Annotated in this window: 11 protein-coding genes and 3 tRNA genes; 2 read left to right on the top strand and 12 right to left on the bottom strand. The window is 58.0% G+C overall.

Going from position 1 to position 14,760, the window contains the following annotated elements:
* Positions 1–67: 67 nt before the first annotated feature.
* The 4 genes from tig to KGD89_RS07735 all read right to left on the bottom strand — a co-directional run bounded on the left by tig (position 68) and on the right by KGD89_RS07735 (position 2,103).
* A complete protein-coding gene (tig, locus tag KGD89_RS07750; protein ID WP_025259222.1) occupies positions 68–1,378 on the bottom strand; it encodes a trigger factor in 1,311 nt (436 codons plus the stop codon).
* A 371-nt stretch (positions 1,379–1,749) separates the two neighbouring features.
* Positions 1,750–1,834, bottom strand: a tRNA-Leu gene (locus KGD89_RS07745).
* Positions 1,835–1,897: 63 nt separating this feature from the next.
* Positions 1,898–1,973: transfer RNA gene (locus KGD89_RS07740), tRNA-His, on the bottom strand.
* A gap of 53 nt (positions 1,974–2,026) precedes the next feature.
* Positions 2,027–2,103 (bottom strand) — tRNA-Arg (locus tag KGD89_RS07735).
* 297 nt (positions 2,104–2,400) lie between these two features.
* Here KGD89_RS07735 and folD point away from each other — a divergent pair.
* Positions 2,401–3,255 (top strand): bifunctional methylenetetrahydrofolate dehydrogenase/methenyltetrahydrofolate cyclohydrolase FolD, encoded by an 855-nt coding sequence (folD, locus tag KGD89_RS07730; RefSeq protein ID WP_025259221.1) that lies wholly within the window; start codon positions 2,401–2,403, stop codon positions 3,253–3,255.
* Between the two features lie 58 nt (positions 3,256–3,313).
* Here folD and KGD89_RS07725 read toward each other — a convergent pair whose 3' ends face one another.
* The 6 genes from KGD89_RS07725 to KGD89_RS07700 all read right to left on the bottom strand — a co-directional run bounded on the left by KGD89_RS07725 (position 3,314) and on the right by KGD89_RS07700 (position 9,318).
* Positions 3,314–5,086, bottom strand: coding sequence for an ABC transporter substrate-binding protein (locus KGD89_RS07725; RefSeq protein ID WP_025259220.1), 1,773 nt, complete (start codon positions 5,084–5,086; stop codon positions 3,314–3,316).
* Between the two features lie 74 nt (positions 5,087–5,160).
* Positions 5,161–5,433 (bottom strand): DUF2160 domain-containing protein, encoded by a 273-nt coding sequence (locus tag KGD89_RS07720; protein WP_025259219.1) that lies wholly within the window; start codon positions 5,431–5,433, stop codon positions 5,161–5,163.
* Positions 5,434–5,444: 11 nt separating this feature from the next.
* Positions 5,445–6,245, bottom strand: coding sequence for a carbohydrate ABC transporter permease (locus tag KGD89_RS07715; RefSeq protein ID WP_025259218.1), 801 nt, complete (start codon positions 6,243–6,245; stop codon positions 5,445–5,447).
* A gap of 9 nt (positions 6,246–6,254) precedes the next feature.
* A complete protein-coding gene (locus tag KGD89_RS07710) occupies positions 6,255–7,118 on the bottom strand; it encodes a carbohydrate ABC transporter permease (protein WP_025259217.1) in 864 nt (287 codons plus the stop codon).
* Positions 7,115–8,224 (bottom strand): ABC transporter ATP-binding protein, encoded by a 1,110-nt coding sequence (locus KGD89_RS07705; RefSeq protein ID WP_025259216.1) that lies wholly within the window; start codon positions 8,222–8,224, stop codon positions 7,115–7,117. Before KGD89_RS07705 ends, KGD89_RS07710 begins: the two co-directional genes overlap by 4 nt.
* The gene (locus KGD89_RS07700) at positions 8,224–9,318 is read right to left on the bottom strand and encodes an ABC transporter ATP-binding protein (protein WP_025259215.1); all 1,095 of its coding nucleotides are present in this window, start codon (positions 9,316–9,318) and stop codon (positions 8,224–8,226) included. The genes KGD89_RS07705 and KGD89_RS07700 overlap by 1 nt, the downstream gene beginning before the upstream one ends.
* A 299-nt stretch (positions 9,319–9,617) precedes the next feature.
* Here KGD89_RS07700 and KGD89_RS07695 point away from each other — a divergent pair, with 299 nt between their 5' ends.
* Positions 9,618–11,471 carry a sigma-54-dependent Fis family transcriptional regulator gene (locus KGD89_RS07695; protein WP_025259214.1) on the top strand — a complete coding sequence of 618 codons (1,854 nt, stop codon included), beginning with the start codon at positions 9,618–9,620 and terminating at the stop codon, positions 11,469–11,471.
* A gap of 90 nt (positions 11,472–11,561) precedes the next feature.
* On the opposite strand, the gene cysS is transcribed toward KGD89_RS07695, so the two are convergent.
* A complete protein-coding gene (gene cysS, locus KGD89_RS07690) occupies positions 11,562–12,944 on the bottom strand; it encodes a cysteine--tRNA ligase (protein WP_025259213.1) in 1,383 nt (460 codons plus the stop codon).
* A 10-nt stretch (positions 12,945–12,954) separates the two neighbouring features.
* On the bottom strand, positions 12,955–14,649 hold the full coding sequence (locus KGD89_RS07685; protein ID WP_025259212.1) for a glutamine--tRNA ligase/YqeY domain fusion protein: 1,695 nt from the start codon (positions 14,647–14,649) through the stop codon (positions 12,955–12,957).
* Positions 14,650–14,760 lie beyond the last annotated feature (111 nt).

The following is a 14,760-nucleotide window of genomic DNA, read 5'->3' as shown; positions in this document are numbered from 1 at the left end:
CGAGTCTTGAATACGCACAAGCCAGCGCGAAGGCTGGCTTGTGGGTGTTTTCGAACGAAAGGAGAAATCAGTCGGCTTTTGGAGCTTCTACCGGCTTGACCGCTTCTTCGTAGGAGACCGATTTGTCGGTCACGCTAGCTTTCTGCAAAACAGTATCTACAACTTGCTCTTCAAGCACAACAGAACGTACTTCGTTCATTTGCTGCTCGTTCTTGTAGTACCAGGCAACAACCTGCTCAGGCTCTTGATAGGCAGAGGCCATTTCCTGGATCAGATCACGAACGCGAGCGTCGTCTGGCTTGAGCTCGAACTGCTTGACCACTTCAGCAACGATCAGGCCCAGCTCGACACGACGCTTGGCTTGCTCTTCAAACAGCTCGGCCGGCAGTTGGTCAGGCTTGATGTTGCCGCCGAACTGCTGAACAGCCTGGACGCGCAGACGGTTGACTTCGTTTTCCAGCAGCGCTTTTGGCACTTCGATCGGGTTGGCAGCCAGCAGACCGTCCATGACCTGGTTCTTGACCTTGGACTTGATGGCCTGACGCAGCTCACGCTCCATGTTCTTGCGAACTTCGGTGCGGAAACCTTCGATACCGGTTTCCTTGATACCGAACTGCTTGAAGAACTCTTCGTTCAGCTCAGGCAGCGTTGGTGCGGAAACACTGTTGACGGTCACGGTGAACTCGGCGGCTTTGCCAGCCAGTTCCAGGTTCTGGTAGTCCTCAGGGAAGGTGACGTTCAGAACGCGCTCTTCACCGGCCTTGGCGCCAACCAGACCATCTTCGAAACCTGGGATCATGCGGCCGGAACCCAGAACCAGCTGGGTGCCAGTGGCAGAGCCGCCAGCGAAGACTTCGCCGTCAACCTTGCCAACGAAATCGATGTTCAGCTGGTCTTCGTTCTGGGCAGCACGATCGGCCACTTCAAAACGAACGTTCTGCTTGCGCAGGATTTCCAGCATATTGTCCAGGTCGCTGTCAGCCACGTCAGCGGACAGGCGCTCGACGGAGATGGACTCGAAACCTGCGACGGTGAACTCAGGGAACACTTCAAAAGTGGCGATGTATTCCAGGTCCTTGCCTTTCTCGAAGGACTTAGGCTCTACAGCAGGTGCGCCAGCCGGGTTCAGCTTCTGCTCGACCACTGCTTCGTAGAAGGTAGCCTGAATCAGATCGCCCAGCGCTTCCTGACGTGCGCCATCTTCATAACGCTGACGGATCACGCTCATAGGCACTTTGCCAGGGCGGAAGCCCGGGATCTTGGCTTTACGTGCGGTCTGCTGCAGACGCTTGTTGACTTCAGTCTCGATGCGTTCGGCAGGCACGCCAATGGTCATGCGGCGCTCAAGAGCGGAAGTATTTTCAACAGAAACTTGCATGGATATTCCTCGTTGCACAGACGTTAGCCGGCCGTTTCCGACCCCAGAATCAAGGGCATGCATTCTAGTGGGTCAAACTCAAGAAGTCACCCTACTGAAAAAGGGCAGATTTAAGAGGATGGAATCGGACTGCTGGCGAGCAAAGACAACAAGGCCCTTACAGCACCGGCAACGCGTCTGGCACGGGCTATATAAAGGAAGCACGTGCACCGGACCGCTACCGATTCCATCCGCGTAGCGCGCCCCGCTCGACCGACGGCAACCTGCCAACCGACCTGCGAGACGATGAAACCAACACGCTTAAACAAAAAAAGCCGCACTAGGCGGCTTCTTTCAGAGTGAACGTTTCAGGAACTTCACTCTTTATATCTTGGTGCGGACGGAGAGACTCGAACTCTCACACCTTGCGGCGCTGGAACCTAAATCCAGTGTGTCTACCAATTCCACCACATCCGCGTTACAAGCTTTTAAAGCAAAGGCGCCAGTTTATGTGTAATAAATCTGGCGCCTCTCTGAATATGGGGTGGACGATGGGGATCGAACCCACGACAACAGGAGTCACAATCCTGTGCTCTACCAACTGAGCTACGCCCACCATATTGCATGCAACTCTTACAACTTACCTACCGTGCCAAAGCCGCCATTAAATGGCGCACCCGGCAGGACTCGAACCTGCGACCATCCGCTTAGAAGGCGGATGCTCTATCCAGCTGAGCTACGGGCACTTATATAATCTGCATTCTTATCGAGTACAAATTAGAAGGCTTTCAATCACGTCGAGTTGAACTTCAACCCCACCTGACTCACATCAACCAGCGCCAGCTTCTTCAGCAGTGCTGGGTGCTGCCCGGCAAGTGCGACGAATCTTATAGACGCCCCCCAGGGTCGTCAACTCTTTTTTGAAAAAAATTCAGTTAGATAAAGGAGTTAGCTGAATATACAGACCAAGCGCCTTTGCCCTTGCGCCATGTCATGCGAGAATGCGCGCTCATTTTTTCCCTCTCGATGGTTAATCACGCGTCATGACTGCACAACTTATCGACGGCAAAGCGATCGCCGCCAGCCTGCGCCAGCAGATCGCCAAACGTGTCGCCGAACGTCGCGAGCAAGGCCTGCGCACGCCAGGCCTCGCGGTGATTCTGGTGGGCAGCGACCCCGCTTCCCAGGTTTATGTCTCTCACAAGCGCAAGGACTGCGAGGAAGTCGGCTTCATTTCCCAGGCCTACGACCTGCCCGCCGAGACTACACAGGTTGCGCTGACCGAACTGATCGATCGCCTCAATGGCGACGCCGAAGTCGACGGCATTCTGCTGCAACTGCCATTGCCCGCGCATCTGGATGCCTCGCTGCTGCTTGAGCGCATTCGTCCCGACAAGGACGTTGATGGCTTCCACCCTTATAACGTCGGCCGTCTGGCCCAGCGCATCCCGCTGCTGCGTCCATGCACCCCGAAAGGGATCATGACCCTGCTGGAAAGCACGGGTGTCGATCTGTACGGGCTGGACGCAGTCGTTGTCGGCGCTTCCAATATCGTCGGCCGTCCGATGGCGATGGAACTGCTGCTGGCCGGTTGCACCGTGACCGTGACCCACCGTTTCACCAAGGATCTGGCAGGCCATGTCGGCCGCGCCGATCTGGTGGTGGTAGCCGCCGGCAAACCCGGCCTGGTCAAGGGCGAGTGGATCAAGCCCGGTGCCATCGTCATCGACGTGGGTATCAACCGCCAGGAAGACGGCAAGCTGGTAGGTGACGTCGTGTACGAAACCGCCCTGCCCCGCGCTGGCTGGATCACTCCGGTCCCGGGCGGCGTTGGCCCGATGACTCGCGCCTGCTTGCTGGAAAACACCCTGTACGCTGCAGAAACCCTGCACGACTGAGTGTTTCCACCATGAAAAACGGCACCTCATGAGGTGCCGTTTTTATTTCTGTCACCGATTACTTGCGTGCCGCCTCCCAGCTCTTGAGCAGCTCGGAGTAAGACACTGTTTCGCCTTTCGGCTTCTCGTTGGCCAGTTTGCGCTGCGGAGCAGCCCAGCCATCCGGGGACGCCTCGCCCTTCTTGTACCATTCTTCAGCCGTGGTTTCCGGATTCAGCTTCGGCGCACAACCACTCTTCTCCTGAGCCTTGGAGCGTTCAAGACGCATCAGGATCGAATCCTGATCCTTGGCCAGACCATCCAGCGCCTGCTGCGCGGTTTTCTCGCCGGTGACCGCTTCCGCTACGTGACTCCACCACAGTTGCGCCAGCTTCGGATAATCAGGGACGTTGGTGCCGGTTGGCGACCATTGCACACGGGCCGGGCTGCGATAGAACTCCACCAGACCACCCAGCTTGGGCGCCAGCTCGGTCATTTCCCTGGAGTTGATGTCCGACTCGCGAATCGGCGTCAGGCCCACGATGGTTTTCTTCAGGGAAACGGTTTTCGAGGTCACGAACTGCGCGTACAGCCAGGCTGCCAGCCGCTGTTTTTCAGGCGTCGAATACAGGAAAGTCCACGATCCCACATCCTGGTAACCCAGCTTCATACCGTCTTTCCAGTATGGACCTTTAGGTGAAGGAGCCATGCGCCACTTGGGCGTGCCATCGGCATTCATCACCGGCAAGCCGGGTTTGGTCATGTCTGCTGTAAAGGCGGTATACCAGAAGATCTGTTGCGCGACGTTACCCTGAGAAGGCACCGGGCCAGACTCGGAGAACGTCATGCCTGCCGCTTCCGGTGGTGCATAGGCCTTGAGCCAGTCGATGTATTTCTGAGTCGCGAACACCGCAGCCGGACCGTTGGTGTCGCCACCGCGAGTGATACTGGAGCCCACCGGACGGCAGTTTTCTACGCGAATCCCCCACTCGTCCACCGGCAAACCGTTGGGCAAGCCCTTGTCGCCGCCACCGGCCATGGAGAACCAGGCATCGGTGAAACGCCAGCCCAGGGACGGGTCTTTCTTGCCGTAGTCCATATGGCCATAAATGCGTTTGCCGTCGATTTCCTTGACGTCTTCGCTGAAGAACTTGGCAATGTCCTCGTAGGCCGACCAGTTGACCGGCACGCCCAGCTCATAGCCGTACTTGGCCTTGAACTTCGCTTTCAGGTCCGCACGCTCGAACCAGTCGGCACGGAACCAGTAAAGGTTCGCGAACTGCTGGTCAGGCAATTGATAGACCTTGCCGTCCGGCGCAGTCGTGAAAGACAGGCCGATAAAGTCTTTCAGGTCCAGGGTCGGAGAAGTCACCTTTTTGCCGGCATCGCTGGCCATCAGTTCGGTCAGCGATTGCGCCTTCCCGTAGCGGAAGTGGGTGCCGATCAGGTCCGAATCGTTGACCCAGCCGTCATAGATGTTCTTGTCCGACTGCATCTGGGTCTGGATCTTCTCGATCACATCCCCTTCCTGCACCAGATCATGGGTGAGTTTGATCCCGGTGATTTCGGTAAACGCCTTGGCCAGGGTCTTGGATTCGTATTCGTGGGTAGTCAGGGTTTCCGACACCACCTTGATTTCCATACCGCGAAACGGTTCAGCGGCCTTGATGAACCATTCCAGCTCGGCCAACTGCTGCTCGGGGGTCAGGGTCGAAGGCTTGAATTCGGAGCCGATCCATTTTTTCGCGGCATCCTCATAGGCATCCGCCCACGCCGTAATGCTTAATCCACTGCATGCCAGCATCGAAGCCAGCGCCACGCTATGTCTCAGCTTGTTGTTTTTGTAGAACATAGACACCTCCAGATGATTATTACCCAGGGCACGTTGCCGCCTCCCGGACAGTCCCGGCACGAACAGTTGCTCGGCTACCCCCAACGCATTACGACAAACAACCACACCAGCGATAACAGCGAGGCGACCCAGATACTCCAGTCCGTCACGCCGATGACCAACAAATGCAGGTAGGCACTTGCCAGCAGTCCGATAAACAAACGATCACCACGGCTGGTCTCGATCGGCAGAAAACCGCGCCGCTCGACACAGGGCGAACTCAGCTCCCACACCGTCATGCCCACCAGCAGCATAGCGATAGAGCCGAAGAAACCCGCCGTCAGTGAAGTCCAGGCCATCCACTCCATATCTCGACTCCTCAGACCCGGCCCAGGGCAAAGCCCTTGACCACGTGATTGCGAACAAACCAGATCACCAGCATGCCCGGCAGAATGGTCAATACACCTGCCGCCGCCAGCACACCCCAATCGATACCCGAAGCCGATACGGTTCGCGTCATGACTGCCGCGATGGGCTTGGCGTTGACCGACGTCAGGGTGCGCGCCAGCAGCAGCTCTACCCAGGAAAACATGAAGCAGAAGAACGCCGTCACGCCGATGCCGGAGCCAATCAGCGGCACGAAGATCTTCACGAAGAAGCGAGGAAAACTATAGCCGTCGATATAAGCCGTCTCGTCGATTTCCTTGGGGACGCCCGACATGAAGCCTTCCAGAATCCACACCGCCAGCGGTACGTTGAAGAGGCAATGCGCCAGCGCCACGGCAATGTGGGTGTCGAACAGGCCGATCGAGGAATAGAGCTGGAAGAACGGCAGCAAGAACACCGCCGGTGGCGCCATGCGATTGGTCAGCAGCCAGAAGAACAGATGCTTGTCGCCCAGGAACCGGTAGCGCGAGAACGCATAAGCCGCTGGCAATGCCACAGCGAGGGAAATGACCGTGTTCAGGCACACGTAATACAGCGAGTTGAGATAACCGTTGTACCAACTGGGGTCGGTGAAGATCACCCGGTAATTGGCCAGGGTGAAATCCTGCGGCCAGAGCGTCAGGCCACCGAGAATCTCGGTGTTGCTCTTGAACGACATGTTCAGCAGCCAGTAGATCGGCACCAGCAGGAACAGTATGTAAATCAATAACGGCACAGCCTTGCGTGCATTCATGGCCGATCCTCAGTTCTTGTCGCTATGGGTCATGGCGGTATAGAACAGCCACGAAACCAGCAGGATGATCAGGAAGTACACCAGCGAGAACGCTGCAGCCGGGCCAAGGTCGAACTGGCCGATAGCCATTTGCGTCAGGGTCTGGCTCAGGAAGGTCGTGGCATTGCCCGGCCCGCCGCCGGTGAGGACAAACGGCTCGGTATAGATCATGAAGCTGTCCATGAAGCGCAGCATCACCGCGATCAGCAGCACACTCTTCATTTTCGGCAACTGGATATGCCGGAACACGGCCCAGCTCGATGCCCGATCGATTCGCGCCGCCTGGTAGTACACATCAGGGATCGCTCGCAGCCCCGAGTAACACAGCAGTGCGACCAGTGACGTCCAGTGCCAGACGTCCATGACCAGCACCGTCACCCAGGCATCCATGGTGTTGGCGGCATAGTTGTAGCTGATGCCCATCTGATTGAGGCTCCAGCCCAGCAGACCGATATCGGCACGGCCGAAGATCTGCCAGATGGTGCCCACCACGTTCCAGGGAATCAGCAACGGTATGGTCATCACGATCAGGCACAGCGTCGACCAGCGCCCCTTGGTGGGCATGGTCAGGGCGATGGCAATACCCAAGGGGATTTCGATCAGCAGCACACAGCCCGAATAAATGAACTGACGCAGCAGCGAATCATGCAGGCGCGGGTCCTGCAGAACCTGGCGATACCAGTCAGCCCCCACGAAATAGCGGTTGGTCTGATCGAAAATGTCCTGCACCGAGTAATTGACCACGGTCATCATCGGCACGATGGCACTGAAGGCCACCAGCAGGAAAACCGGCAACACCAGCCACCAGGCCTTGTTGTTATGGACCTTGTTCATGGCGCACCCCGCTCAGGACCGGACTCAAGCAAGAAATCATCGGCATACAGCATCAGCCATTGCGCCGGGAAACTGATCCAGGCCTGGCCTTGTGGCACAGGCTTGTCTTCAGGCAAGCGCACCTTCAGGGTTTGCCCGGCCAGGGAAAGGGTCACGATCTTGTAGGTGCCAAGGTCCGCCACATGTACAACCTCAGCACACATCGCCTCTTCGTAAGGGCCATCCCAGACATGAATGAACTCCGGGCGAATGCCGATCTTCAGGCTGGTAAAAGGCGTGCGGGCAATCAACTGCTGCAAGGGGCCGGAGAGCGGCACCTGCACATCGCCAAACACCACACCGTCGCCCTGCGGCCGGACCTCGATCAGGTTCATGCCCGGACTGCCGATGAAGTAGCCGACAAAGGTGTGTCGTGGCTTCTCGAACAGCTCACGCGGCGTACCGAACTGCACGATCTGCCCGCCGTACATCACCGCGATCTTGTCGGCGAAGGTCGAGGCCTCCAGTTGATCGTGGGTGACGTAGACCATGGTGATATTGAACTGCTCGTGAATCTGCTTGAGCTTGCGACGCAGCTTCCACTTCAGGTGCGGGTCGATCACCGTCAGCGGCTCATCGAACAGGATGGCCGAGACGTCATCGCGAACCAGCCCGCGCCCCATTGAAACCTTCTGCTTTTCGTCAGCCGTCAGGTTGCGCGCCTTCTTTTTCAGCAAAAGCTGCAAATCCAGGACTTCTGCGATTTCCTGCACCTTGGCCTGCACCCGCTTCTCGTCCAGCCCCTGATTGCGCAGCGGAAAAGCCAGGTTATCGAACACGGTCATGGTGTCGTAGACCACGGGGAACTGGAAAACCTGAGCGATGTTGCGGCGCTCGGGGCTCAGGTCATTGACCTCTTTGGAATCGAACAGCACCTGCCCCTGGGACGGGCTCAGCAGGCCGGAAATGATATTAAGCAAGGTCGACTTGCCGCACCCGGAAGGCCCGAGCAGCGCATAAGCGCCGCCCTGCTCCCAGATATGGGTCATTTCCCGGATGGCGTAATCGTCCGGCCCCGGATTGGCGCTGTAACTGTGGGCCAGGTTCTGCAAACGGATCTCGGCCATCAGGCAACCCTCGCCATGCGCAGACCGGGCGCCTGAATCAGGAGCCCCATCTGATCGAACACAAAGAGTTTATGGGTCGGGATATAGACCCGGATTGCGGCATCGACGTCATAGCCATGCACGCCGGGCAAATGCAGCACCAGGGCAAACAGCTCGTTGCGCACATGCAGAAAGGTTTCGGAACCGCTGATTTCCGCCAGCTCGACCGTCACCGCCAGCTCCAGGTCGTCATCGTTGGACGGCACCAGGCTCAAGTGGCTGGGCCGCACCCCAAAACGGTATTCACCGTCACCGATCCTGCGCAGGTCGGCATTGAGGGGGAAATGCACGAAATTGGCGAAACTGACTTCATTACCTTCGATGCGGCCGGGCATCAGGTTGATGGGCGGCTCGGAGAACAGTTCGGCCGCCAGCACGGTACTCGGCCTCTGATAGACCTCGGCCGCCTTGCCGGTCTGCACCACACGCCCTTCATGCAGGATGGTGGTCGTCCCACCCAGCGCCAGCGCCTCGTTGGGCTCGGTCGTGGCATAAATGGCGATGGTGTGGCGCGCCGCGAACAACTCGCGCATTTCCTGACGCAGCTCTTCGCGCAGCTTGTAGTCGAGGTTGACCAGCGGCTCATCGAACAGGATCAGCTCGGCATCCTTGACCAGCGCCCTGGCCATGGCCGTGCGCTGCTGTTGTCCGCCGGACAGCTCCAGAGGATGACGCTGGAGGAATTTTTCGATGCGCAGCATCTTCGCGGTTTCCAGCACCCGGCTCTGGATAACCTCTTTGGACATGCCCGCCTGCCGCAATGGCGAAGCGATATTCTCGAACACGGTCATGCTCGGGTAATTGATGAACTGCTGATAGACCATCGACACATTGCGCTGGCGTACCGGCCGCTGAGTGACATCAACCCCGTTCATCAGCACCCGCCCCGTATCGGGCTTGTCCAGACCGGCCATCAGACGCATCAGGCTGGTCTTGCCGGACAGCGTGCGGCCCAGCAACACATTGAAGGACCCGGGCTCAAAACTCAGGGATGCGTCGTCGATCCATATCTGGCCATCGACTGCGCGACTGACGTGTTCCAACGTAAGTGACATGGCGTGCCCTTTGTTATTTTTTCTTGTCGGGGGTGCAGCTCAATACAGGTTACATAGAGCGACATTCGTGCCAGATCGCTGCATTTTCCTCAAAGGCCCGAGTTAGAGCGTCCGGCATTCATCACACCGGAAACGCACCTTCAGAGCTGAACAAAAGTGAACAAAAAAAGCTGAACACCTGAACACATTGAACATTGACTTTGAACAGCAGTGAACGACACTGGATGAACGCTTCGGGCACGGACGCTCCATGCAAGACCTAAAACAAAAACAACAAGGCACTCGCAGGATCCATGTTCATGGCCAATTCCAGTGCGTCACTTGCTCACGACATCATCATTCAGGACTCATGGACGCGCTGTCGGGACTTCGGTCTCAGTCATCAGTCGCGCCCCTCGTTCGGCGGGCTGCCGGGCGCGCAGGTTTCACAACTGCTGGAACGCCATAACGCTCTGGTGCAGACCACCCATCAGGAAGTGCTGCCGGTCTATGAAAACATCCTCAGCAACTCCAACTGTCTGATCCTGCTGGCCGACAATCACGGCCAGTTGCTCAAGTCATGGGGCACCCAGCGCTTCATCGATGCTTCGCAGACCCAGGGTTTCATGGCCGGGGCAAGCTGGAGCGAGCGCGGCGCGGGGACCAACGCCATTGGTACGGCGCTGGCCTGCGAACAGGCAGTGCATATCGAGCCGGACGAGCACTTTCTCAAAGCCAATCGCTTTATGACGGGCTCCGCATCACCGATATTCGATGCCGAGCGGCGCATGATTGCGATACTGGACGTCTCCAGCGACAGCTTCCTGCCGCCCTCTCACACGCTGGGCATGGTGAAGATGATGAGCCAGTCGGTGGAAAACCGGCTGATTCTCGACCAGTTTCGCGACAGCCATTTCCAGCTGACCTTCAATACCGGCCTGAACAATCTGGACAGCCAATGGGCGGGCCTGCTGATTTTCGACGAAAGCGGCACAATCCTCTGCGCCAATCGGCGGGCCGACAACCTGCTGGGCGTGCGGCTGACCGGCGTCAGTATCGAGGACCTGTTCAAATGCCCGATCCTGCAACTGCTCGGCGAAACCGAAGCACGCCCTTTCGCGCTGCATGCCTTTGGCAATAACCGCTTCCAGTGCCTGCTCAAGCGTCCACGGCGCAAACCGATCCAGTTATTGCAGCCGGTGCGGCCTGAGCAACCGGTCGCCCCACAACAAACCCTCGACCTGAACGCCATTGATCTGGGCGATGCAAAAGTCGAAAAAGCGGTTCGCCAGGCTCAACGGCTGCTGGAAAAAGACATCCCGCTGCTGATCCACGGCGAAACCGGGGTCGGCAAGGAAGTGTTCGTCAAAGCCCTGCATCTGGCCAGCTCTCGCGCCAGCCAGCCCATGATTGCCGTCAACTGCGCGGCGATTCCGGCCGAACTGGTGGAGTCGGAACTGTTTGGTTACACCAAAGGGGCTTTCACCGGCGCCCATCAGAAAGGCAGCATCGGTCTGATCCGCAAGGCCGATAAAGGCACACTGTTTCTCGACGAAATCGGCGACATGCCGATGGCAGTGCAAGCGCGTCTGTTGCGAGTGTTGCAGGAACGATGTGTCCAGCCACTGGGCAGCAGCGAGCTGTATCCGGTAGATATCCGCCTGATCTCGGCCACCAACCACAGCCTGCGCGAACGGGTACAAACAGGGCATTTCCGTCAGGACCTGTATTACCGGATCAGCGGGCTGAATATCGAGTTGCCGCCACTGCGCGAACGCACCGACAAACAGGCACTGGTGCAGCGCATCTGGGAGCGGCATCGCGAACCTCAGCAGCAGGCAGGGTTTTCCAGCGAGGTGCTTGACCTGTTCGAGCATCATCCGTGGCCAGGCAATCTTCGCCAGCTCAATAGCGTGATTCAGGTGGCCTTGGCGTTGGCAGACGAGCAGAAAATCACCTTCGAACATTTGCCGGAAGATTTCTTTCTGGATGCACAGCTGGATGAGGACAGAGACGAGCCTGTGGCGGTCTTGCAGCTAAAGGGGAGTTTTCCGTGTGCCGAAGACCTGAACCACCTGTTGCAGGCAGCCGGAGGCAATATTTCACAGCTGGCCAAGCGGTTGGGGGTTAGTCGCAATACGCTTTACAAGCGGTTGCGGGAGGTTCGTCAGTGAATTTGCATCGCAGTTCATCATGTGGGAGGCAGCAAGCTGCCTCCCACAGAGACCGAACTGAATTCGGCAACACGCGAAAGAACAAACAGGTCAGTCAGCCAGACGCCAGGTCGTTGCGCCTTTACCGTCTTCCAGCACAACGCCCATGGCGGTGAGCTGGTCGCGAATTCGGTCGGACTCGGCCCAGTTCTTGGCAGTGCGCGCATCCAGGCGCGCCTGGATCAGCGCTTCGACTTCAGCCGCATCGACACGCCCTTCGGCACCGGCGCGCAGGAAATCGTCCGCTTCGAGCTGCAACACACCCAGCACACTGGCCAGTTGCTTGAGACGTGCCGCCAGACCAGCCGCCGCGGCCTGATCGCTGTCACGAAGACGGTTGATCTCGCGCACCATCTCGAACAGCACGGCGCAGGCTTCAGGCGTACCGAAGTCGTCGTTCATGGCCGCAGTGAAACGCTCGACGAACGCCTCGCCACCCGCAGGCTCAGCCACCGGCAAGCCCTTGAGCGCGTGATAGAAACGCTCCAGCGCACTCTTGGACTCTTTCAGGCTGTCTTCGGAGTAGTTGATCGCGCTGCGATAGTGGCTCGATACCAGCAGGTAACGCACCACTTCCGGATGGTATTTATCCAGCACGTCGCGAATGGTGAAGAAGTTGTTCAAGGACTTCGACATCTTCTCGCCATTGATGCGAATCATGCCGCAGTGCATCCAGGCATTGGCGTAAGTCTTGCCAGTCGCTGCCTCGCTCTGGGCGATTTCGTTTTCATGGTGCGGAAATTCCAGGTCGCTGCCGCCACCATGAATATCAAACGTCTCACCCAGGCAGCAGGTGGACATTACCGAGCATTCGATATGCCAGCCCGGACGCCCAGGTCCCCATGGCGATTCCCAGCTAGGCTCGCCCGGCTTGACGCCTTTCCAGAGCACGAAGTCCAGCGGATCGTCCTTGGACTCGTCAACTTCGATACGCGCACCGATGCGCAGGTCTTCGATCTTCTTGCGCGACAGCTTGCCGTAGCCCAGAAACTTGCCGACGCGGTAATAAACGTCGCCATTGCCTGGAGCGTAGGCATACCCCTTGTCGATCAAGGTCTGGATCATGGCGTGCATGCCGTCGATATGATCGGTGGCACGCGGCTCCATGTCCGGCTTGAGGATGTTCAGACGCGCTTCATCCTCGTGCATGGCGTCGATCATGCGCGCCGTCAGCGCGTCGAACGATTCTCCGTTGTCACGGGCACGATTGATGATCTTGTCATCGATATCGGTGATGTTGCGCACATAGGTCAGATCGTAGCCGCTGAATCGCAACCAGCGGGTGACCAGATCGAAAGCCACCATGCTGCGCCCGTGGCCAAGATGGCAGAAGTCGTACACGGTCATCCCGCAGACGTACATCCGCACCTTGTTGCCATCCAGCGGCTTGAAGACTTCTTTGCTCTTGGTGAGCGTGTTGTAGATTGAAAGCACTGTCCTAACCTCAGCTCCAGGAATCCCGCAATGTCACTGTGCGGTTGAATACCGGACGACCTGGTTTCGAGTCCTTGATGTCCGCGCAGAAATAACCTTCGCGTTCAAACTGGAAACGGTCTTCCGGTTGCGCTTGCCCCAATGAAGGTTCAGCACGACAACCGGTCAGCACTTGCAGGGAGTCTGGATTGATGTTTTCCAGGAAGGTTGCGCCATCTTCAGCCTTGTCCGGCGTCGGGGAGCGGAACAGGCGGTCGTACAGGCGAACTTCACACTCGACGCTCGCGTCCGCCGGTACCCAGTGAATCACGCCCTTGACCTTGCGGCCTTCAGGGTTCTTGCCCAGGGTGTCAGGGTCGTAGGAGCAACGCAGCTCGACGATATTACCGTCGGCATCCTTGATGGCTTCGTCGGCACGGATCACATAGCTGCCGCGCAGGCGCACTTCACCGGCTGGCTCCAGGCGCTTATAGCCTTTTGGCGGCTCTTCCATGTAATCGTCGCGATCGATGTAGATCTCGCGAGCGAATGGCAGCTCACGCACGCCCAGGTCTTCCTTGGGGTGACGTGGCAGTTCAAGCTTCTCGACCTGACCTTCCGGATAGTTGGTGATCACGACTTTCAACGGGCGCAGCACGCACATGGCGCGTGGCGCGTTGCGGTCCAGATCGTCACGGATGCTGAATTCGAGCATCGCGAAGTCCACTACGCCGTCGGAACGGTTGGTGCCGACCATTTCGCAGAAATTGCGGATCGACGCCGGCGTGTAGCCACGACGACGGAAGCCCGACAGGGTGGACATGCGCGGGTCGTCCCAGCCACTGACGTGCTTTTCATCGACCAGTTGCTTGAGCTTGCGCTTGCTGGTGACGGTGTAGCTCAGGTTCAGACGCGAAAATTCGTACTGACGTGGCTTGCACGGCACCGGCAGGTTGTCCAGGAACCAGTCATACAGCGGACGGTGGCCTTCGAATTCCAGGGTGCAGATCGAATGGGTAATGCCTTCGATGGCATCGGACTGACCGTGGGTGAAGTCATAGTTGGGGTAGATGCACCACTTGTCGCCAGTCTGGTGGTGATGAGCATGACGGATGCGGTACAGGATCGGGTCGCGCAGGTTCATGTTCGGCGAAGCCATGTCGATCTTGGCGCGCAGTACGCGGGCGCCGTCCTCGAACTCACCGGCTTTCATGCGGGCGAACAGGTCCAGGTTTTCCTCGACGCTGCGCTCACGGAACGGGCTGTTCTTGCCCGGCTCGGTCAGGCTGCCACGGTACTCGCGGGCCTGCTCGGGGGTCAGGTCGTCGACGTAGGCCTTGCCCGACTTGATCAGCTCTACAGCCCAGTCGTGCAACTGGTCAAAATACTGCGAGGCATAGCGCACTTCGCCCGCCCACTCGAAGCCCAGCCACTTGACGTCACTCATGATGGCGTCGATGTATTCCTGGTCTTCCTTGGCCGGGTTGGTGTCGTCGAAACGCAGGTGCGTCGCGCCACCGAATTCATTGGCCAGACCAAAGTTCACACAGATCGACTTGGCATGACCAATATGCAGATAGCCGTTGGGCTCCGGCGGAAAGCGGGTCACGATTTGGGTGTGCTTGCCTGAATCCAGGTCTGCCTGCACGATCGGACGCAGGAAATTGGTAGGGACGACAGGGCCTGCCTTTGAATTCGCAGCGGGTTCTGGAGTGGGCTTGCTCATAGGATCCTTGGACATACAAGTGCGCGGCCAGGGTAGGCCGACTAAATCAAAGCGCTTATCATAGCCGAAGCTGTCAAGCCCCTGACAACAGAGTGCGCATTTGAGGGTGAT

Origin of the sequence: Pseudomonas cichorii (assembly GCF_018343775.1) — a bacterium.
GTDB lineage: Bacteria > Pseudomonadota > Gammaproteobacteria > Pseudomonadales > Pseudomonadaceae > Aquipseudomonas > Aquipseudomonas cichorii.
Note: the sequence above shows the minus strand (reverse complement) of the source record. Positions and strands in the feature narration are given on the sequence as shown.